This is a genomic window from Xanthomonas vesicatoria ATCC 35937, assembly GCF_001908725.1.
GTDB classification, from domain to species: Bacteria; Pseudomonadota; Gammaproteobacteria; order Xanthomonadales; family Xanthomonadaceae; genus Xanthomonas; species Xanthomonas vesicatoria.
In genome coordinates, this window is sequence record NZ_CP018725.1 from 4,211,670 (window position 1) to 4,231,712 (window position 20,043).

General features: G+C 62.7%; 17 protein-coding genes and 2 tRNA genes. 15 read left to right on the plus strand and 4 right to left on the minus strand.

The features are described from left to right. The first annotated feature begins 13 nt into the window (after positions 1-13). The 11 genes from BJD12_RS18405 (at position 14) to BJD12_RS18455 (ending at position 12,474) form a co-directional block, all read left to right on the plus strand. A complete protein-coding gene (locus BJD12_RS18405) occupies positions 14-769 on the plus strand; it encodes a phage tail tube protein (RefSeq protein WP_005990139.1) in 756 nt (251 codons plus the stop codon). After that, positions 766-1,242: a DEAD/DEAH box helicase family protein gene (locus BJD12_RS18410; RefSeq protein WP_005990136.1), complete on the plus strand. Its 477-nt coding sequence runs from the start codon at positions 766-768 to the stop codon at positions 1,240-1,242. The genes BJD12_RS18405 and BJD12_RS18410 overlap by 4 nt, the downstream gene beginning before the upstream one ends. Positions 1,243-1,403: 161 nt before the next feature. Then, complete coding sequence (locus BJD12_RS18415) at positions 1,404-4,094, plus strand: phage tail length tape measure family protein (protein ID WP_005990133.1); 2,691 nt, start codon at positions 1,404-1,406, stop codon at positions 4,092-4,094. Continuing rightward, the gene (locus tag BJD12_RS18420) at positions 4,094-4,450 is read left to right on the plus strand and encodes a hypothetical protein (RefSeq protein WP_005990131.1); all 357 of its coding nucleotides are present in this window, start codon (positions 4,094-4,096) and stop codon (positions 4,448-4,450) included. Before BJD12_RS18415 ends, BJD12_RS18420 begins: the two co-directional genes overlap by 1 nt. Further along, positions 4,447-4,908, plus strand: coding sequence for a DUF1833 family protein (locus BJD12_RS18425; RefSeq protein ID WP_005990128.1), 462 nt, complete (start codon positions 4,447-4,449; stop codon positions 4,906-4,908). The genes BJD12_RS18420 and BJD12_RS18425 overlap by 4 nt, the downstream gene beginning before the upstream one ends. After that, positions 4,908-5,300 carry an NlpC/P60 family protein gene (locus BJD12_RS18430; RefSeq protein ID WP_005990126.1) on the plus strand — a complete coding sequence of 131 codons (393 nt, stop codon included), beginning with the start codon at positions 4,908-4,910 and terminating at the stop codon, positions 5,298-5,300. The genes BJD12_RS18425 and BJD12_RS18430 overlap by 1 nt, the downstream gene beginning before the upstream one ends. After that, a complete protein-coding gene (locus BJD12_RS18435) occupies positions 5,291-9,895 on the plus strand; it encodes a host specificity factor TipJ family phage tail protein (RefSeq protein WP_005990124.1) in 4,605 nt (1,534 codons plus the stop codon). Before BJD12_RS18430 ends, BJD12_RS18435 begins: the two co-directional genes overlap by 10 nt. Then, positions 9,892-10,203 (plus strand): hypothetical protein, encoded by a 312-nt coding sequence (locus BJD12_RS18440; protein ID WP_005990122.1) that lies wholly within the window; start codon positions 9,892-9,894, stop codon positions 10,201-10,203. Before BJD12_RS18435 ends, BJD12_RS18440 begins: the two co-directional genes overlap by 4 nt. Further along, positions 10,203-10,880, plus strand: a complete 678-nt coding sequence (locus BJD12_RS18445; RefSeq protein WP_005990120.1) for a hypothetical protein — start codon at positions 10,203-10,205, stop codon at positions 10,878-10,880. The genes BJD12_RS18440 and BJD12_RS18445 overlap by 1 nt, the downstream gene beginning before the upstream one ends. 2 nt (positions 10,881-10,882) lie before the next feature. Next, entirely contained in the window at positions 10,883-11,536 is a 654-nt protein-coding gene (locus BJD12_RS18450) for a hypothetical protein (RefSeq protein ID WP_005990119.1), read from the plus strand. A gap of 143 nt (positions 11,537-11,679) precedes the next feature. After that, positions 11,680-12,474: a DNA adenine methylase gene (locus BJD12_RS18455; RefSeq protein WP_042827748.1), complete on the plus strand. Its 795-nt coding sequence runs from the start codon at positions 11,680-11,682 to the stop codon at positions 12,472-12,474. Between the two features lie 786 nt (positions 12,475-13,260). On the opposite strand, the gene BJD12_RS18465 is transcribed toward BJD12_RS18455, so the two are convergent. Then, complete coding sequence (locus tag BJD12_RS18465) at positions 13,261-13,464, minus strand: hypothetical protein (protein WP_005990115.1); 204 nt, start codon at positions 13,462-13,464, stop codon at positions 13,261-13,263. Between the two features lie 61 nt (positions 13,465-13,525). On the opposite strand from BJD12_RS18465, the gene BJD12_RS18470 reads away from it, so the two are divergent. Then, positions 13,526-13,750: a hypothetical protein gene (locus tag BJD12_RS18470; RefSeq protein WP_042827755.1), complete on the plus strand. Its 225-nt coding sequence runs from the start codon at positions 13,526-13,528 to the stop codon at positions 13,748-13,750. 9 nt (positions 13,751-13,759) lie between these two features. Next, a complete protein-coding gene (locus tag BJD12_RS18475) occupies positions 13,760-14,698 on the plus strand; it encodes an SOS response-associated peptidase family protein (protein WP_005990109.1) in 939 nt (312 codons plus the stop codon). Positions 14,699-15,083: 385 nt separating this feature from the next. Here the strand turns inward: BJD12_RS18475 and BJD12_RS18485 are convergent, their stop codons facing one another. Beyond that, positions 15,084-15,659, minus strand: a complete 576-nt coding sequence (locus BJD12_RS18485; protein ID WP_229003528.1) for a hypothetical protein — start codon at positions 15,657-15,659, stop codon at positions 15,084-15,086. A gap of 576 nt (positions 15,660-16,235) precedes the next feature. Between BJD12_RS18485 and BJD12_RS18490 the strand changes: the two genes are divergently transcribed. Together BJD12_RS18490 and BJD12_RS18495 are read left to right on the plus strand one after the other, a co-directional pair. Further along, positions 16,236-16,312, plus strand: a tRNA-His gene (locus tag BJD12_RS18490). Between the two features lie 84 nt (positions 16,313-16,396). Next, positions 16,397-16,472: transfer RNA gene (locus BJD12_RS18495), tRNA-Lys, on the plus strand. Between the two features lie 255 nt (positions 16,473-16,727). Here BJD12_RS18495 and BJD12_RS18500 read toward each other — a convergent pair. Beyond that, positions 16,728-17,990, minus strand: coding sequence for an alpha/beta hydrolase family protein (locus tag BJD12_RS18500; protein WP_042827745.1), 1,263 nt, complete (start codon positions 17,988-17,990; stop codon positions 16,728-16,730). Positions 17,991-18,656: 666 nt separating this feature from the next. Next, positions 18,657-19,925, minus strand: a complete 1,269-nt coding sequence (locus BJD12_RS18505; RefSeq protein WP_005990100.1) for a two-component system sensor histidine kinase NtrB — start codon at positions 19,923-19,925, stop codon at positions 18,657-18,659. Between the last annotated feature and the right edge of the window lie 118 nt (positions 19,926-20,043).

Below are 20,043 nucleotides of genomic sequence, written 5' to 3' on the forward strand. Positions count from 1 at the left end.
ACGAGGAGCATCCATGCCCATCAATTCCCCCGATTACAGCTACCTGGGTAGCGGCGAGCTGCACTTGCGCAAGCGTGGTGCGGCCAAGCCGTTTCGCGGTGTCGGCAACTGCTCGGCCTTCAGCTTTTCGCCGCAGACCAATCGCATCAATCTGCTGGACAGCACGCAGCCCGGTGGCGGCAACCGCAACTCGGTGGACCGCATCACCGAGGTGCAGGTGAGTTTCACCATGCACGACTTCAGCGCGGAGAACTTCGCCGACGTGTTGCGCGGTACCGCCACAACCATCGTGGCCGGCAATGCGGTGGATGAGGCCGTGGTGGCTTACAGAGATGGCGTGACGCCGTTGGCCAACCTGGCTGCCGAGATCACTGCGGTGAAGCCGGCCACCGGCGCTGCGGTGTATGCCAAGGGCAAGGATTGGGACATCAAGAACGGCGCGCTGTATGTGCCGGCAGATTCGGCCATCACCGACCCGGTGGACGGTGCGGCCAACATCAAGGTGACCTACAGCTTCGGCGCGGCCGAGCGCTTGCAGGCGTTGGTCAATCCCAACGAAGAGTACGAGCTGCTGTTTCTGGGCTTCAACGAAGCGCGTAGCGGCAAGAAGGTGCGCGCCCAGGCCTACCGCGTGTCCGGTGGCGTGATCGGCGAACTGGCGTTGATCGGTGAGCAGTATGGCGCTGGCACGGTCACCGGCACGCTCAGCAAGGACACCAGCAAGCCGGCAGGCGTGTCGCAGTACTTCACTTGGGACGCCGAGAAGTGAGCGAGGACATCGACATCCTGACGCCGCCCACGCGCTCGATCACTTTCCGTGGCGTGCAGGTGGAAATTGCGCCGCTGACGCTGGCGCAGATCGGACCCTTCATGACAGCCACGCGGCCGATCATCGGCCGCGTGCTGATCGCCGCCAGCCTGGTCGGTGCCGGCGCAACGATCGAGGTGGCCGCGCTGTTGATGGACGTACTGGAGCAGGACGGGCAGGCGTTCGCCAACGCTGGTGCGCTCGTCACCGGCAAACCCGAAGCGTGGATTGCCGGCGGCAGCCTGGCCGATGCGGCGACGCTGGTGGAAACGGTGGTGGAGCTCAACCAAGATTTTTTCGGCCAGCGCCTGCCGACCCTGATGCAGGCGGCAGGCAAAGCCATCCCCGCGATGGTAGCGATGCAGCCGCCACCGGTTGGGCCGACATCGTTCACTTCCTCGTCGCCCGCGGCCACCAGCGCCGAGACGTCCTAACCTACACCTTGGCGCAAGCCAGGGCATTTGCCGCTGCCGCCGCGCGCCATGACCGTGCGCAGTGGCACCAGCAGGAAGCTGCGACGGCCACTGCCGTGCGCATGGCGATGGGCGCCGAGCCTGCCGCTTTTACCAAGTACCTCAACGACCTGACCAGATAGATGGCCGAACCTTCTGCAAATCTGCGCGTCCGCATCAGTGCGGACGTGAACGACATCAAGCAAGGCCTCGCCTTGTTGCGCGGGCAGCTGGCCGACGTACGCAAACAGGCGGGCGAACCGTTGCCTGCCAATAACGTGATCAATCAGCTAAAGGTCTCCTCCGGGCAGACGCGTCAGGCGATGGCGCAACTGCCAATGCAGTTCACCGACATCGTCACAAGCATCCAGGGGGGCATGCCGTGGTTCACCGTGCTGGTGCAACAGGGCGGACAGATCAAGGACAGCTTTGGCGGCATCGGTCCAGCGCTGACGGGCGTATCCACTGCGCTGTTGGGCATGGTCAACCCGCTCTCGATCACCGCCGTCGCCGTGGCTGCCGTCGCGCTGGCGTGGAAGCAGGGTAACGACGAGGGAACTGCGTTTCGTCAGGCCATGATCTTGGTCGGGGACAGCTCGGGGCGGACTGCCGAGCGCCTAGCCGAAGTGGCCGCGCAGATGGACGACATTTCCGGGGTGACCACCTCCAGCGCCGCCGCGGCGCTGACCGAGGTGGCCGCCACCGGCAAGTTCACCGCCGAGCAGCTGGAGACGGTGGCGATCGCCGCCGAGACGATGCGCGCCGGTACCGGCAAGGCGGTGAGTGAGACCATCGCCGAGTTTGCCAAGATCAAGGCCGACCCGGTCGCGGCATTGCTCGAGCTCAACGAGACGATGCACTTCCTGGACCAGACGCAGCTTGCCAACATCAAGACGCTGGTGGAACAAGGCAACCAGATCCAGGCCGTGGCCGCGGCGTTCAAGATCTATGGCGACACGCTCAAGGATCGTGCCAGTGATGTGCAGGAAAACCTGGGCTACATGGAGCGCGCTTGGCGCGCAGTGAAGGGGGCTGCGTCCGAGGCGTGGGACACCATGCTGGGTGTGGGCCGGCAGGAGACACCCACCGCCAAGATCAAACAGCTGCAGTCACACATCGAAGGAATTAACCGCGGCACGGGCGTGTATCAGGGCTTGAGCGATGCCAACCGCACCAAGCTGGTGGCGCAGTTCCAGCAGCAGATAGCGAACTTGCAGAAGGAGGCCAACAAGAAGCCGGTCAAGGTGATCATGGCCGGCATCTACTCCGAGGTGGACAGCAAGCAGGAGGATGCGCGCACCAAGTTCCAGGAGCAGGGCACCCAGTACCTGACCAAACAGGCGCAGCTGGAAGAACGCATCAAGGACATGCGCACCTTGGCCGCGCAGGCCGGCATCACCGACACGAAGGTGCTGCAGCAGCGCGAGCGGGCAATGCGCGACACCGCAGCGGCAGCTGGCGCGAAGGGCGCCGCAAGCCTTGCAACCTCGGGCCGGTCTGCCGGCTTGCAGGCAATCAAGGACGCGCTGACCACGGAGCAGGCGCAGATCGACACCAGTACCAAGGTGCTGCAGGCGCAGTACCAAGCGCGCGAGCTGTCGGCCGAGACTTACTACCAACGCATGCGCGAACTGACAGAGCGCGGCACTGCCGCCGAGGCGCAGTCGCTGCAGAAGCAGGTCGACTACCTCAAGAGCCGCAATGTCACAGGCAAGGATGCCATCGACGTTGGCAAACAGGTGGGGGAAATGGAGGCGCAGCTAGCCAAGGTGCGCGCCGAGGGCGCGGCGAAGCTTGACGTGCTGGCAGCCGACGAGCGGAAGCTGCGTAAGCAGCGGGAAGACGCGCTGTCGTCCTACACAGCCGCACTCGATGCCAGCACGGGCGCCCTACGCGAAGAGATGGATGCGATGGTGGCCCGCGTGGGCTCCGGCGATCGTGAGTTCGAGATTCAGCAGCGCCTCAACGAGGTGTACCGCGAGCAGGCACAGCGATTGACCGAACTGGCTTTGCTCAAGCGGGTCGGCACCATCGACGAACAAACCGCCGCCGCCGAAGAACAGGCGGCACGCGCCGCGACCGAGCGGCGCGTGCAAGTCATCCGCGAAGGCTACGTGCGCATGGCCGAAGCTCAGGCCGACTGGGGCAGAGGCGCTTCTGCGGCATGGGCCAACTACCGCGACGGGGCGAGCAACGCAGCTGGCGCGGTGGAGAGTGCCACAACCTCGGCGCTGACCTCGTTCGAGGACATGGTGGTCAAGGCTACGACCAACAGCAAAGTCAGCTTCCGGGATATGGCGAACTCGATCATTGCTGACTTTGCGCGAATCACGGTGCGCAAAGGCATCAGCAGCCTATTGGGTGGCGTTTTTGGCGGTGGCTCCGGTGCTGGCACCGTGCAGCGCGAGGCGATTCCGCTGCAGGGCTGGGACACCGGTGGCTACACCGGGCCGGGTGGCAAGTTCGAGAAAGCCGGCTTCGTGCACAAAGGCGAGGGCGTGCTGAGTCAGCGAGATATCGCCTCGATCGGCGGGCCGCGCGCGTTCCTGTCGATGCTTGGTGCGATCCGCAGTGGCCGTGGGTATGCCAGCGGTGGATTGGTAGGCATGGCTGCGATGCCTGCCACGGCTACGGGTGCGCGCGGCTACGACAGGGTGGAGATCAACAATTACTCGGGGCAGGAGACGCGGCAGCGCGAGGAGCGCGGGCGGGCTCCCGACGGCAGCGAGCTGCGCAAACTTATCGTGGATGTAGGCGCTGCCGACATCGCCGGCGGAGGTCGCATGGCTGGTGCGATGAAGAACCGCTTCCCAAATTTGAAGGATGGGCGCTAATGGTGGCTCTGCCTGCATACGTCGGCGTCCTGTATGACGCTATTCGCGAGCGACCAGTGCCGGCAGTCAATCGCACGGAAATGGAGCGCGGTCTTGCGAAGCAAGCGCTGGTCAGCACCCGACTTGTGATGAATCTTCCGCTGTCCTTCGACTTCGCCAACTTGGATGATGCCGAAGCATTCTTGGACTGGTACTGCGATGAGATAAAAGTGGTCGGCGAGTTCACCATGCCGCACCCACGCAGTGGCAAGCAGATCACAGCGCGATTTGTTAGTGGGGACATCGGCGAACTACGTCCAGTTGAAGGCGTCGAACGGCCTTGGCAATGCGACGTGCTGATCGAGTACCTGCGATGAGCACCTTCATGGAGCGCCGCCAGCGCGTGACCGACACGGACGGCCCGCTTGAGCTGCTGGAGATGACGGCGCCATCGTTTGGCGCGGTCCTGCGCATCGCCAACGACACGCAGGATTGGGTGAGCAACGGGAACACCTACATCGGATATCCGTTTCGCTTTACACCGCCAACGGATGCGGCAGGGCAGACGCCTCGTGCGCAGCTTGAGGTAGACAACGTTGGGCGCGGCATCACCGAAGACCTTGAGCGCATGCAGCCGAACGAGACGGTGATGTGCCGTGTCCTGATTACGGACCGCGCGCAGCCAGACGTGATCGCGCGGCGGTTCTACCTGCCGCTGACGCAGGTGCGCGCAGCTGGCCCGCTGATCACCGCGCAAATCGGAGTCGACTTCTTCATGCGCCAGCAGGCGGTGAAGCTACGCGCGAACCCGCACGTGCTACCTGGGATCTTCTGATGCGGGCGCGTGAGGTTGAGCGTTTCCTCAACATCCCATACGACGCAGACACCTACGACTGCGCCGACCTGGTGGCGCAGGTGCAGCGCGAGCTGTTCGGGCGGGAGGTGCAGATGCCGGCGCGGCGCCCTCGCGGTGCAGAGGGGCAGGTGGTGCTCGGCGAATTGTCTCGCGCGTATGCAGCACCCACGGCCACGCCGGTCGACGGCGACCTGGTGCTGATGTTCGACAAGGGGCAGAGCCGGCCCGGACACGTCGGCGTCTTCTTCTACCTGGCCCACGAGGGCTGGGTGCTTCATACAACCAGCGCGCTCGGCAGTAGCTGGCTGCACCGCGTGCGCGAGCTGCCGGATTACGGCGCAAGGATCGAGGGGTATTACACATGGGTCTGATGACCACGCCTGCGAGCAAGGGCCAGCTGGTGCTGACGCCGCACCCGGTCACGCTGGAAGGGCAGCGCCACATTGCAATGGATCTGCAGCCGGGTGAGCGCCTGTGCGATTTCCTGCACCGGCACGTGATCGACCTGGATCAGAGCGAATGGACAGTGTCGATCGGCGGCCGCGTGGTCCCGCGCCACCTGTGGGCCTACGTCTATCCGAAGGACCGCCAAGTCATCGAGGTGCGCGGCGCAGTCGGCCGGAATGCACTGTACATCGTTGCGATGGCGGCGTTGATCTATTTCACGGGCGGCGCGGGTGCGACGTGGGCTGCTGGTTTGGGTACCACTGGCGCTGCTGTGGCCTACACGGCTGCGTTTGTGGTCGGTTCAATCGTCATCAACAAGGTGCTCGGGCCCAAAGTCGAAAGCCCGGCGGGACCAAGCGCCGCGGGCACCGTCTACAGCTTAGGTGCGCCGCGCAACCGCATGCGCCCCTATGAGCCGCTGGGCCTGCTGTTCGGCCGCACCCGCATCGCGCCCGACATCGCCAGCAAGCCCTACACCTGGTATGAGGGCGACGATCAGTACATCGGCATGGTGCTGACGCCGGGTATCGGTGTGGGCCGCGTGGGCACGTTCTCGAACGCCGACACGCCGCTGTCGAGCTATGAAGGTGTGAGCGTTTACCACTCCGGCTATAGCCAGATGCCGGATGAGACCATTCCGCTATATAGCAACGTCGATACCACCGACGGTGGCGAGCTGCCGGATACGGCCGACTTCGTCACCCGCACCACCAGCGCCGACACCGTACGTATCCAGATCAACCTGGAATACGTGCTGGGCGGCGTAGGCACCTCGGGCAAGGCCTACAACGTTTCCGACACCGTGCAGGTGCAGTACGCGCCTGCGGGCACTGGCATCTGGGCCACGCTGGCTACGCAGATGTTCACTGGCGACAAGCTGGACGTCAGTAAGCGCGCAACCGTTTCGGCAGATGTGGCCAAGGGCCAGTACGACGTGCGCGTGCGCATCCTGGGTCAGGGCAACTACACGGGCGACAACACCCAGCGCAACGACTTCCAGTGGTCGACCATGGGGAGCGTGCAGGCCGACACCGCGACCTACGCCGGCATATCGCGGGACGCCGTCATCATGAAGGCGACCGGCCAGCTCAATGGTCAACCTGACGAGCTCCGCTACGAAGCCATAGCCGCACCGATCCCGCTGTGGCGTAACGGCACTTGGGTGAGCGAGGAAACCAGCAACAACGGGGCGCACATCCTCAAGTACGCCCGCGGCTATTACGACCGAGACGGCAAGCTCATTGCCGGCATGGGCAAGAGCGATGAGGAAATCGATATCGAGTCGCTGCAGGGCTTTATGGCGCACTGCGAAGCGAATGGCTACACCTACGACTACTGGCTGACGGAGGAGCGCAGCCACGACGAGGTGCTGCAGGCTATCGCCCTGGCCGGCATGGGGCAAACCACCTGGGCCGGCGGTCGCCTTTCGGTGGTGTGGGCAGCCGACGACCAGCCGCTCTCGGGGGTCGTCAACATGGCCGAGATGAAGAAGGGCAGCTTCAGCGTGGATTACACGCTGGCCAGCGCGGCCGACGGCATCGAGTACAGCTATTTCGACAGCACCACCAACAAGGTCGAGACCCTGCGCGTGCCGGCGCCGGGCGTGGAGATCATGCTCAACCCGGCGCGCCTAACCGGTGAGGGCATTGGCCGTGAGGCGCATGCGGTCGAGATGGCGCGTTACCACCTCGCGCAGAGCTTGTTCCAGTACAAGGACATCGGCTTTGCCCAGGATCTGCAGTACCTGTCCTATCGCCGCATGTCCATGCTGTCGATCTCGCACGACCTCACGCAGTGGGGCTTCGGCGGGCGCATCGTCGCGGCAGAGCGTAGCGCGCTGCTGGGCACAGTCACGCTGACGCTGGACGAGCCGGTACCGCCGCCGGACGCGCGCAGCGCGTTCATCGGCCTGCGCATCCCAGGCGAGGCGGTCTATCGCACGTTCCGTGTGCGCAGCTTCGCTGAGGCGACGGACACCATCCAGTTGGTCGAGGAATGGCCGGATGACGCGCCGTTGCCCGGGGAGGGCTATGCGGATTCGATGGTGCAGGGCGGCTGGCAGGACAACCCGGCGCATGACACGGTTTGGATCTACGACTTCAAGGCCACGCCGGGGCTGCGTGTGCGCGTGGTGGCGATCGAGCCGGAGGGCGATCTGAAAGGCGCCAGCATTAGCGTAGTGCCGGAAGACGCAAGGTTCTGGATTTTCGTCAAGACTGGCCAGTACATTCGGCCAGAGAGCGGCTCATCGCTGGCCACACGCCCGATCGTCAGCAACCTGGCGATCGGCGAGGACCAGATCACCACCGGCGACGTTACCGCCACGGACCTGGTGGCCACCTTCGACATCAGCGGGCCATTCGATCACGCGGCGGTGTATGCCTCGGCGTCCGATGGCAGCGGTGAGCTGGTGGAAGTGGCACAGACGCGCACCCGCACAGCGCGGTGGCGTATTCCGCGCGCCGGCACCTACACCATCAACGTGCGCCCCTTCGGTCCGGAGGGGCAGATGGGCGTGGGCGCCTCGCTGATCTACACGACCATCGGCGCCGACGCGCCGCCGGTGAACTACGACCTGTTCGATGTTGAGGAGATCTCCGGCGGCATCCGGCGCTACACCTGGGGCTTCTGGAACGACACCATCCAGTCGGCCAACCTGGCCGGCGCAGAGATCCGCTACACCCAGGCGCCGGAGCAGGGCGCGCCGATGCCGGCGTGGGAGGCCATGACGCCGGTCGGGGACAGCGGCTACCACACCGGCGCATTCGACTCGCCCATCCCGTCCTCGGGCAAGTGGACGTTCGCCATCCGCGCGCGCAACACCAACGGCACGCTGTCGTTGGCTGCTAAGTACGTCACCAAGACGCTGGGCAAGAACCTGGGCGAGCTGCAGGAGGAGATGCAGCAGGCGATCAATCAGACCACCGAAGAGGTCCGGCAGGGCTTCCTGGAGGCCGCGGCACGCGACCGGCAGATCGCCGAGGCCGCACTGGCGGCAGCCAACAAGGCACGTGAGGACGCGATTGCACACGCAGACGCGCTCAACGCTGCTTTGGGCGATCTGGTCAACGCGGACGAGTGGACCTCCACGAGCTCATATCCCGCGGGCGACTTCGTGCGCTACGACGGCCGACTGTATCGGGCGCTCGTGGCCAACTCCGGTGTGGTGCCGCCCGGCAACGCTGCCACTTGGCAGAACGTCGGCAACTACGCGAGCGCGGGCGAGGCGATGGCCGCTGCAGTCGACATGGCGACGCAGACGGCGAACAACTTGGCGGCCGAGGTCACCCGGCTATCAGGGGTGATTGCCCGCCTACCTGCGGGCGACGGGCAGCTGGCACCATCCGCATGGGTTTCGGAGGGATTTGCGGCACTGACGAGTGCAGACACTGCGATAGGCCGGCGCGTCGGCACTGTAGAGGGCCGCATGCCGGCCGGTAGCGGTGCCCTCGAGACAGCGGCAAGAGTCACAGCAGTGGATGAGGCGGCGGTGCGGCGCGACGAGGCGATGGCGCAGCGGGTTGGCGTGGTGGAGGGTCGCATGCCAGCCGGAAGCGGCGGGCTTGCGACCTCCGCGAGCGTCACTTCTGTGGAGCAGGCCAGTGTTACCCGTGACCAGGCGCTGGGGCAGCGGCTCGACACGACCAACGCCGCAGTTGCTGGCAAAGCGGAGACCGCGGCTCTCAACGCGCTGAGCTCGCAGGTGCAGCAGGTAGGCAACCAGGCCAACGCCACCAGCACCGCGCTCACGGCCGTGGTGGCGAAGACGAACATCAACGCCAACATGCTGCGTAATCCAACGTGGGCACGCGGCAGCCAGGCGTGGACCCTCCCGCCGGGGGCCGCGCTTTTCAATCGGCCAGACTTCGGACCCTATTTCGGCCTGGCCGCATCGAGCGGTGGCGCTGCTGCCGAGCAGTCGGTGAACGCATCTGCCGGCATCTACACGCTGTCGTCCGATATCTGGAAAGACAGCGGCTCTGGCGTCGGGCGGATTGAGGTTGCCGCGCATGGCGCGTCCGGGTTGATCGGGTCAGTCACTGTTTTTGCTGACTCGGGTAGTTGGGCGGCATGGAAGAGGTTTCAGATCAGTATCAATGCTCCGTCCGGCACAACCCGGCTTGCCTGCCGCTTTATCGCAGAAAACAGTCCGGGCAGCACCTACTTCCGGCGCGCCAAGCTGGAGCCGGGGCTGGTTGCAACGATGTGGACCGATGACACATCGGTGGTTGACCAGGCTTCTGCAAGGCAATCGCTCGAGGCTCGGATGACCGTCAACGAGAACGGCATGGCCAGCTACTACGCCTCGTATACCTGGGCACTCGACGTCAGCAATAAGGTGATCGGCATGCGCTCTTTCAACAATGGGTTTATCGGCAAGATCACTTTTTCAGCAGATGTGGTGGAGATCATCGGCGCCACGCCAGGTGGCGGCCGCAATGAGTTCGTCGGCGGGAAGTTCTACGCCTACGCGCCCAACGGCCGCCGCGTGGTTGCCCTCGGGTATGGAGTGACATGACAAACGTCCTGATCATCAACGACGCCGATACCGGCGTCGTGCTGCTGCAGGTGACCGATCAGCCCGACTCGGACCTGCTAACGCAGCACATGGGGGCGATCACGATTGCCAGCGGCAGCAATGGATCTGTGCCAGTGCCGGTCACAGGGAGCGCCAACCAGCTGTACTACTGGTTTGTGGCAGATAGCAGCGCGGGGAACGCGCTGCTACCGATCTTGAGCGACAACGGCAATGCGATCAGCTGGAGCTCGCCTGACTCTGGCAATACCGCCCGCGCCGGCGGCACCCTGTTCTACGGGAGGTTTTGATGGCCTATGCAATCTTCGAGGCCGGTCCGAACCGAGTAGTGATATCCGAAACGTGGAAGAACCTGGCGATGGCGTCGAAACAAACGATCACGCCCGCCGGCAGTGGCGTGCTCAAGACATGGAGCCTGACCGTTGCCGGCACCAATCCAGTTCTTGCGTTTTTGGGTGAAAGCAACGCCGCGCTTGCAACGCGAACACAGAGCGGGAACAGCTTCACGTTCACCGGCTTTACCACCAGCGGAAGCTTTACCGCCTACGTCTTCGACGAGCCGAACTTTGGGCGCCGAGACTACCTGGTGATTACCAATCCCGACACCAATGAGGTGCATTTCGATGCGACCCTCAAGTACATGAAAGTGCGCGGGCTGCTGCAGGGCAATGCCAATCAAGGCGGGTCGATCACCCTTCCTGCAGGTCGCACATACGCGGCGCTTGCTGGATCGGCAGGCAACATCATGCTGGCCGTCGGTGGCGTCGTTGGCGGCGGGCCGCAATGGCTGATCAGCGTGGTGTGGCGCAAGGGAGTCGTCAACATCAACGGCAATGTTGCCAGCATCAGTGCAATCGATACCGGCAACTTTTCCCAAACGGGCGCGAATGGAACCCCATTCCCTGCTCCTGGCCAGTACGGCCAGCCCTGGGTGCGCGCCCCCATCCTCGACGTTACTGGATACTGATCATGCTCATCAGCGAAAACCCCACCTTCGGCACGGAGACCCGGATCGTGTCGCCGCGGATCGAGATCCGATGGGACCCGGCCACGAACGATGGCTCAGTCGAGTTCCACCTCGAGCAGATCACCACAAAGCCGCATCCCGATGGCTGGACGCAGACGCTGGAGCGCTTTTTTCTGCGCGTGCTCACCGTGCAGATTAGCGACCTGATCGGCCGCAGCTACGAGACCACCGCGCCCGCGACGACCGAAGTCGACCCGGCCACCGGGCAGTCCATCAAAGTCCCTGGCGAGACTGTCACCGAGCCCGGTGTGCATCTGTTGCTCGGCATCAAGGCAGCCACCCGCGCGGCCTACGATGCAAACGTGGCCGCGGCCGCCACCGAAGCAGATCCGATCGCGCGGCACATCACCATCATCTGGAACCCAATCAACGACACCGGAAATGTGACCTTCCAGGTGGAGGACCGAGGCGCTACCCTGGGGGTCTTGGCCGAGTCGATCACTGATCTGGTTGCGCCCGTATACGTGATCCGATACCCCGGCGCTCCAACGTCACGCACGCTGCAGGGATGGAAGCTGCAGGCACTCATCAAGGCTGCGACCAACGCCGCCATTTCCACAAGCCTGGCGCCCGCCAAGCTATTGGCAGAAGCCTAAACAGGGCGCTGGACGTGCAGCTGTTACTGCACGCCCAGCGCCGCAACACAGGTGTTCTCACCACCTGGCATTGGCCAAGACCCTGCACCCTCGCGAGAGCGGACGCAGTGTCGGCTACCGACATCGCAAATGCTGAGAAACCTATGACCCGACCCATGATTCCCTGGCCGGGCGGCAAGCGCCGCCTGATCAAGCACCTTTATCCCCACTTCCCCGCCCACGAGACCTATGTCGAAGTCTTCGCCGGCGGCGCGGCCGCGCTCTTGATGCGGCCACGTCCAGCACCCCTGGAGGTGCTCAACGACATCAACAGCGATTTGGTCTGCATGTACCGCTGCGTGCGGCATCACCTCGACGAGTTCGTGCGCATGTTCCGCTGGTCGCTGGTGTCCCGCCAGATGTTCGAGTGGGCGCAGATGGAACATCCCGAGACCCTCACCGACATCCAGCGTGCCGCCCGGTTCTACTACCTCCAGAAGCTAGCCTTCGGTGGCAAGATCGAAGGTCAGACCTTCGGTGTCGTAGCCAGCGGCCTGGGGCCGCGACTGAATCTGCTACGGATCGAAGAGGAGCTGAGTGCCGTGCACCTGCGCCTAGCCAACGTCGTCATTGAACGGCTCCCGTGGCACGAATGCATCGGCCGCTATGATCGGCCGGAGACGTTGTTCTACCTAGACCCGCCTTATTGGCAGACCGAGGGCTATGGCGTTGAATTTTCATTTTCAGAGTACGAACGGATGGCCGATCTAATGCGATCTAGTCGCGGCAAGATTGTCGTGTCGCTGAACGACCATACAGATATCAGGCGAGTGTTCGCGGGCTTCGAGATGGTGCCGCTGCAGGTGAACTACACCATCGGGAGCGCAGGCACTCGCGACAGGCAGTTTGGAGAGCTGATCATCAAATCGTGGGACGACAGCGGTACCACGCTGTTTTGATGGACGCATGTCGGCTGCTTGAACTACGAAAGGGTGCGACTTGCAACGGAACTCGTCTTTAACGGGGAGCCAAGGTGCGGGATTACTTGCTTTTCGGCGCCCGCTGAGCGTTACGATGACTCTTTAATGGACTGGACCTTCAATGAAAGCACTTCTGATGACCACGGTTGTCCTTATCCTGGCTGGCTGCGCGTCTTACTCTGAGAGACAGGCGGAAGCTCCCTGGTTCACTATGACTAGTGATCGATCAGCTACTGAACTTGAGCAGTGCGTTGCCCCCAAACTACGGGAAATTGCACCGCGAATAACAGGAGCACCCGATGGTGAGTCGGTGGTCTATGCAGTCGTAGCCGACCCCGCAGTTCTAGGCACTATTACGTTGAAACCCTCAACGCAAGGCTCCATCGCCGAAATTAGAAGCGTAATTAAGGGTGGGAATTTTAAAAAAATAAGGATTGCACTTGAGGAGTGCAAGTCGAAATACATCTTGCTGCGCTAAGAGCGACTCGCGTTGAATCTATGGCTGGAGAAGGCGAGGTGGACGCATCGAAGACAGGTGCTTGCGTCGAAGTCCGAACTGGCTGGGGCGGAAGCTCTGTAGGTCAAGTCATAACGTGGAACTCCTAACCGTTGGAGTCCTACAAGTAATGAGGTGCATTCCTACAGGGTCCTGTTACTTTTTCCTATTTTTAGCAGCCGCACATCGATACAAACTTTAGATGCCGGACGCGGCGCCATGATGGCCGCTCAACCCGCGTGGCGCCTGAGCAGCGCCCAGCCGGCGCCCTATACGTAACCCCTAAGGTCGTCGTGTGTGAGCACGCCCAGGCGATGACCCCAGGACGAAACCAGCTCGACAATGGCGGTCGCCTCAAACGGGAATGCATGCAGCAGCTCCGCTTCGAACTGATTGAGTACTTCCAGCGGTTCGGACGCGCACGCCAGCCGCTGCTGCAGTTGTTCGAAGAGGCTGGGCTTAGGCGTGTCCATGGATCTCAGTCTACGGCGCCTCGTCTCAAGCGGTGAGACGCCCCGGCCGATACTGGCCAGCATGGACAGATCCGAACTGCGAACCCACTTAGAGCACCTCGATGCCGCGGTGTCTGCGCTCCTGAAGAGCAGCCCCGACCGCTGCCACTTTTGGCAGGCCTTCGCCGGCATGGCCGACGTGATCGAGGACGGCGCCGTCACGGGGGACGATGCCCAATTCGTGTCCCGGCGGCTCGACGAGATCCTGGCTTGGCATGGCCTGGAAAACGGCGACCGCGACTGCTGAGGGGCTGCCATGTGCTACTCCGCCGAGATACAGGCCGACTACCGGAAGCTGGTGCGCAACTTCGGCGCGATCATGTCGATCGAGGAGTTCTCAAAGCTGTGGCTGCGTGAGAACGGAGGCGAGAAGCGGACCAAAACTCCGAAGGCGATGGACGACGCCTTCCGGGCGGGCGGCGAGGGCGGGCTGGCCGTAATCGCTGCAGAGCTGGCTGCCTGGGACGCCGAGGACATGCAGGGCCTGGAGCAGGAGCTGTTCAAGCAGGCCCGGCGCCTGGCCGATGCCGAGCGTGTGCTGGCCAGCGCCAAGCCGACCAAAAAGGCGGCCACCGATCAGCGCATTGCCACCACCAAGATCGAGCAGATCAAGGGTCGCATCGCGGACCTGCAGCGGACCGAGCCCAAAGCACGGGACTACCGCATATTTCCGGGCTACTACGTCCCGGTGATGATCTCCGAGGGCGGGCGCCGCGTCATCAAGCCGATGCGTTACCAGTGCCGCCCGGCTGGTAAGCCCCCGATCTACGACACGAAGTACCCGGGAACCTACAACGCCCGCCGGGAAAACCTACAGGGCTTCTGGCGCGAGCAGTTCGGCTACACCCACGGGCTCATCGTTGTCGGTCGGTTCTACGAGAATGTGGAAGGTCCGGACGGCAAGAACCGCGTTGTGCAGTTCCAGCCCAGCGACCGCGAGCCGATGCTGGTGGCCTGCCTCTGGTCGCGCTGGACGGATCCGAGTGGCCAGCAGCCGGACCTACTGAGCTTTGCCGCGATCACTGACGAGCCCGAGCCGGAAGTGGCTGCCGTTGGGCACGACCGGACAATCATCAACATCAAGCCCGAGCACATCGATGCCTGGCTCAACCCGGACCCGGCCAACCTCCAGGCGCTGCAGGCGATCTTCGACGACAAGCGCCATCCGTTCTACGAGCACCGAATTGCGGCATAAACGCGCATGCTGACAGCGAGCCGGTGTCGCCGGGCGCAGAGATGCAGTGGAAGCGATCGGGAGAGTTTCTAGACCTTGTCTATCGCGGCTCGCCTGTGATCACAATCTGCGCGCTTGAGGATGGGACAGTCAGCATCCGGACACGCGCGTATAGCCAGGGGCCAACCGTCACACGGCACATGGCAACGGAGGCTGGCACCCTCCGCTACGCTGACGCTTGGCTTTTGAAGTGGCGCGGCCAGGCCAAGTCTGAGATCGACAACGCGATCAGTTCCATACAGCGGCAGAATGAGTCGGCCGCCGCCGCACGTGCCGAATACCCTGATTTGGATCCGGCAACCTTCACCAAACGGCGGCGCCGTCGTTGACGTGCCGATTCACTTGTCTAAGGCGTGCCAGCGCGGGTGGTGAATACCTCGACCTTTGCAATCTCGATCTCAGGCTCGTTGTCCGTGTCCCAGCTGAAGGCAAACCCTTCCGGTGTGGCTTCCCCTGGCTTCGTTCGGACCTCAAGTGTGATCGCGGTAGGCACGAAGCCGTTGGCCGCTGAGCTCACGAGATTCCGCATGGCCTCTGTCGTCAATGTGACGAACGCGGCGAGCTCGGCGCCTGGCTCAGTTCCGCCGACAAGCGGGTAGCAGGAAACCATTGGCTCAGTTCCGCCGACAAGCGGGTAGCAGGAAACCATTGGCTCAGTTCCGCCGACAAGCGGGTAGCAGGAAACCATTCCCACGGTATGCGGTGGCGGCGGCAGGCCAATCGCCGGGCGATCGCTGATCGACACCTCCCAGGTGAAAGGGGCCAGGTCGAGGCCGTCCGTGGTGACTAGGGCATACATGCTGGCGACAGCTGTCATCTGCATGGAGCCGACCGTTGCAGGCGATCCTTGGGCAGCCTCGGCGCCGATGCCAAGGGTCCAGGTCAGCGGCTTCAGCTCTATGTGCGCAATTTGTTCCGTCACGGGTATGTTTCTCATGTCCAGGCGTCGTCGGATAGTACGTGGGGCGACAGGCGAGACCCTCCCACGCCATCACCTGATCCTGGCTGATGCCCTGCTAACGGAGAGTGGAACACGGGACTAAGGTGTGCGCCGGGATCAAGGAATGCAGAGCCCGACGTTGCCAGGGCAAGCCCCTGCGGATCTTCCCTGGGCCCGTCAGTCCGGCGGGTGCCGCGAATCCAGCGAAGCTCACGTTCCGGGCAGATCTAGGACTATGGCCCCATTGGCTGTTCACGCCCGCTGTTCGTGAGCTACTTCCCCATATGGCCCGGCGGCCGGTTCGCACGGCAAAAGAGGGTTAGCGAGGCTGTTCGACCAAGGCCATGGAAACGAACACTTGCAATCCGCGCTCGGCTCCTGAAAAATAGCGGACTTGCTTCGGCGTGGTGCGGCTTTCAAGGTGCCCACTCCTGAAAAAGAAATGAGGCAAGTTGTTGATCTTTCGGCTTAGTTGTCCTGACTTCTAAGCCGGCGGTTACAGGTTCGAGTCCTGTCGGGCGCGCCATCGGCGGTACGGTAGGAAGTAGGTTTTCAGTGGTGGCTGTAGCTCAGCTGGTTAGAGTACTGGATTGTGATTCCAGATGTCGGGGGTTCGAGTCCCCTCAGCCACCCCACTGATTGCAAGAAAGTTTGACCCGCTGCATCGCAAGGTGTTGCAAAGAAGCAAAAAAGCGCATATGATGCGCGACTCAGTTTCAGGGCCGTTAGCTCAGTTGGTAGAGCAGTTGACTCTTAATCAATAGGTCCAAGGTTCGAATCCTTGACGGCCCACCAGACAGGCAGCCACTCAGCGCAAGTTGAGTGGCTGTTTTTCTTTGTGTCGATGGCTGGCCGGGCGTACTGCATCCCTTTAACGCTACGCAGCCTTGTGCGCTTCCAGCGCAGTGCCTGGTGCCGTGTCGACACCAGAATGAATGTGCTCGGCCTCTTTATCACAGGACATGAAGGCTGCCCGCAGATGGGCGCGCGCTGCCTCGCCTGGGGTGTCGCCTTCTCGCAACCCGACCATGGTCACGTCGCGCGCTCGTCTCAGCGCTGCTTGTCCAGCAGCTGCTGCCGTACGGCAATCATGCAGCTCTCCTTGGTGAGCAGATGTTCAATGGCGCTGTTGTCGTCGCGGTTGCCGGTACCCAGATCGAGCACCGATACCTGCGTGCTGCCGTGCCGCTTGAAGCTGTCGATGGCGGTGATGGCGTTCTTCAGCGGAACAGTGGCGTCATTGGACGAGCCGCAGAGCAGCGTGTGCGTGCGCGGCGTCCAGTCCAGCAGATCGTTTCGTGCCAGGTCCTTGCGGAATGGGTTGTTCGGATTGCGAGGGACGTCCTTGTAGAAGCTTGGTTGGAAATAGCTGCCGATCTTGTCGATGTCCGGCAGTGCGCCACCGATCGCAAGATCGGTCAGCTCATCCGCGCCAGGGAAGTAGCCTTCGACCTTGCCCGCCCACGGGTCCTGAAAAACCTGCGACGGGGCGAGATAGATGTTGTGGTACGCATGCTGCATGCCCACCAGCGCGTAGGTCGCCAGCACCAGGCCGAAGGTGCTTTCGCCTACCGCATTAGTCCCGCTCCAGCTGTCCAGGAAGGTCTGGCTCAACGCATACGGTCCGGAGATCGGCGCGCTGGCGACTAGATTGAATTCCTTGGACTCATGCGCCTCGATCTCGCGCTGGGTCGCCATCGCCGCATGCCCGCCTTGTGAATAGCCCGATAGCATGACCTTGCCAGAAAGTGGTGTGTTCAAACGCGACAGAATCTGGCGCGCAGCACGCATTGCATCGATGCTTGCACTGGCCTCGGTGGCCGCGTGCAGATAAGGGTGGAACGGGTACTGCGACTTGCCTAATCCCAGGTAATCGGTGCTGACTACCACATAGCCCTTGCCTGCCAACCGGGTGACAAGCGGGTCGTCGCCCTTCGCATCGCGGATGTCCTTCGCCTGTTCCGCAGTGCGCTTTGGTTGAGTGCCCTGGTTCCAGCTCAGCAATGGGTAGGGGCCCGTGCAACGTGTGCCGCCTGGCACCAGCAGGACGCCAGACGCGGTGGTCGGCTCTCCCTGCACGCCGACCGTGGAATAGGTGAATTCCGCCACGCGCACATCGCATGTCGGGAGCTCGCTGGCCTTGTCTTCAGGCAGCAATGCGCTGAGTGCCGCGCTGGTGTAGCTGGTCAAGAAATTGCTGCTGAGCAGCGTGCCGCGCGCAGGTGATGCCAGTGTGACCATTGGCAAAAAGGCCAACGCAGTTCCAATGGCAATGAACAGGCATGAGGCGTTGCGATCTCGTATCTGGACCATGGTGTGGTGTCTCATCTGTAATTACCCGGCAGGTGGTGGGTTGTGTGGGGCGACCGGCAATTCGAAGGCTTCCCGTCGTAGGAGCAATCTTTTGCAGGTGGTGAGGCAGGTCTTCTCTCCCGCAACGATGCGCAATCGGCAATCGGCAATCGGCAATCGGCTTTCTAAGAAAACGAAAGGTGCTATTCCGGGAATGCGGGTGGATTTAAGGTCGCCAGATGATGTGCTTGTGGAGCGGGGCAGGATTTCCCAATAGCGAAGCCCGCACCCCTCACGCGAATGCGCGCTCGGTGACGCCCCCAACCGGTGCTCTACGTTTATCAGGCGGTTGATGCGGTCAATTTGCAGAGTGATTTGAAGACCGCGATGTGCGCGGCTTACGTTTCCTTATCCATGCCGGAATGAACTAGATGGGCATCTGATAAGAATTATCGACGCAGAATGGCTGCTGCTATAACGATCAGCGGGTTACCAAGCTCCGCTGCCGAAGGTATTTGCAATCGACTTTGCGTCGATCAAGGCAACGGCATTGCCAGTACATTGCGGACGGTAGTGAGACCCTTTGCATTGGCAGTGCCGCATGCAATCGCGCCACTGTCGATTCACTTCAAGGCAGTGAACCGCGCACACAGGTGCAACTGCACTTTCGCAGTCGCCGATAGCATCCTAGGCCTGTTTTACCCGCGGAAACGCAAGCAGGAAGCGCGCGCCTTCGCCGGGGGCCGATGTCACGTCGATAAAGCCGCCTGCCTGGCGTACCGCGCTATACACCTGCGCCAGACCAAGGCCGGCTCCCTTGTCTGCGCTCTTGGTGGTGAAGTACGCCTCGAACAGCCGCGATTGCACATGGTTATCCATGCCGTGCCCATCATCGGCGACCGCGATGGTGGCGAACTCGCCGGCAGGTTTGGTCAAGGTTGCATCGGCGCTGGCGACCCGCGTCTGGCCGGTCTCCACGCGGATGAAGCCGCCGCTCGCGCAGGCGTCGCGTGCATTGATGACCAGGTTCAAGATCGCGCGTTCCACCGTATGCCGGTCCACCATGGCGCAGCATCCGCCTGCCGCGGTGTTCACCTGCAAGCGCAGGTCTGCGCCGACCACCTGTTCCAGCAACGGGTTCAGCTGATCGGCCAGTGCAGCGAGGTCAACGGGCTCGGGACTATAGGGATACTGGCGCGAAAATCCGACCAGCCGCTGCGCCATGACCGAGCCATGCTGAAGTGCGGCATCGGCCACGCCGAGCAGTTTGGAGTCCTGCGCATCGATCTTCCCGCGCTGAATCACCAGCTCGATCGCCGACGTCGCTGCCTGCAGCACATTGTTCAGATCGTGCACGACGCCAGCCAGCAGCTGCCCGACCGCTTCGCCCTTTTGGGCTTGCTCGGAGATCTTTTCTGCAGCGCCCTGGGCGGCGCGCGCAATGTCCAGATCGTCCTCGATGCGCTCGCGCAGATCGCGCAGGCTGTGCAACTCGGTCGACAGCGAGTTTTCGCGCGTGCGCGCCAGCATCAACGCGCCCATGGAGAACTCGCGTTCCGCCTTCAGGGTGCGATCCAGCGTGTGGAATGCCGCTTCCAGCGCACGACGGTCGGAAATGTTCTTGCTGACCGCCAGGATCGCTTCGACATGACCCGCCTCATCAAACAGCGGGCTGGTGACCACCTGCCAGGTCTGGCGCACGCCAACGAAGTTGATGCAGCTGGCCTCGAATTCATGCACCGAGCCCGCCAGCGATGACGCAACTGCCGCATCGATCAACGCGACGGCCTCGGCCGGCCAGAATTCCCGCCACGGGCGAGAGATCAGCTGTTCGGGGCCACTGGCGCCCAGGACGGCTAGCCCGTTGGCATTGACCGCCGTGATCCGCCCGTTGAGGTCGATCTCTTTGATGCAGTCACGCGACAGTGCCACGATCTGACGATATCGGTCTCTCATTGCGACGGGGCGCTCTCTCGACGTGGTTTAACGGAATTTTCGCAAATATTGATGGGCTGATGCACATGCGAAGTCATCAGGTTTTGGCTGCGATCAGGCTGCGGTCGTGAACCATTCA

What these genes read in the sequence shown, in the direction of transcription:
- BJD12_RS18405 (WP_005990139.1), top strand. Translation starts at nt 14, where the DNA reads ATGCCCATCAATTCCCCCGATTACAGCTACCTGGGTAGCGGCGAGCTG.
- BJD12_RS18415 (WP_005990133.1), top strand. Translation starts at nt 1,404, where the DNA reads ATGGCCGAACCTTCTGCAAATCTGCGCGTCCGCATCAGTGCGGACGTG.
- BJD12_RS18420 (WP_005990131.1), top strand. Translation starts at nt 4,094, where the DNA reads ATGGTGGCTCTGCCTGCATACGTCGGCGTCCTGTATGACGCTATTCGC.
- BJD12_RS18425 (WP_005990128.1), top strand. Translation starts at nt 4,447, where the DNA reads ATGAGCACCTTCATGGAGCGCCGCCAGCGCGTGACCGACACGGACGGC.
- BJD12_RS18430 (WP_005990126.1), top strand. Translation starts at nt 4,908, where the DNA reads ATGCGGGCGCGTGAGGTTGAGCGTTTCCTCAACATCCCATACGACGCA.
- BJD12_RS18435 (WP_005990124.1), top strand. Translation starts at nt 5,291, where the DNA reads ATGGGTCTGATGACCACGCCTGCGAGCAAGGGCCAGCTGGTGCTGACG.
- BJD12_RS18440 (WP_005990122.1), top strand. Translation starts at nt 9,892, where the DNA reads ATGACAAACGTCCTGATCATCAACGACGCCGATACCGGCGTCGTGCTG.
- BJD12_RS18445 (WP_005990120.1), top strand. Translation starts at nt 10,203, where the DNA reads ATGGCCTATGCAATCTTCGAGGCCGGTCCGAACCGAGTAGTGATATCC.
- BJD12_RS18450 (WP_005990119.1), top strand. Translation starts at nt 10,883, where the DNA reads ATGCTCATCAGCGAAAACCCCACCTTCGGCACGGAGACCCGGATCGTG.
- BJD12_RS18455 (WP_042827748.1), top strand. Translation starts at nt 11,680, where the DNA reads ATGACCCGACCCATGATTCCCTGGCCGGGCGGCAAGCGCCGCCTGATC.
- BJD12_RS18465 (WP_005990115.1), bottom strand. Translation starts at nt 13,464, where the DNA reads ATGGACACGCCTAAGCCCAGCCTCTTCGAACAACTGCAGCAGCGGCTG.
- BJD12_RS18470 (WP_042827755.1), top strand. Translation starts at nt 13,526, where the DNA reads ATGGACAGATCCGAACTGCGAACCCACTTAGAGCACCTCGATGCCGCG.
- BJD12_RS18475 (WP_005990109.1), top strand. Translation starts at nt 13,760, where the DNA reads ATGTGCTACTCCGCCGAGATACAGGCCGACTACCGGAAGCTGGTGCGC.
- BJD12_RS18500 (WP_042827745.1), bottom strand. Translation starts at nt 17,990, where the DNA reads ATGGTCCAGATACGAGATCGCAACGCCTCATGCCTGTTCATTGCCATT.
- BJD12_RS18505 (WP_005990100.1), bottom strand. Translation starts at nt 19,925, where the DNA reads ATGAGAGACCGATATCGTCAGATCGTGGCACTGTCGCGTGACTGCATC.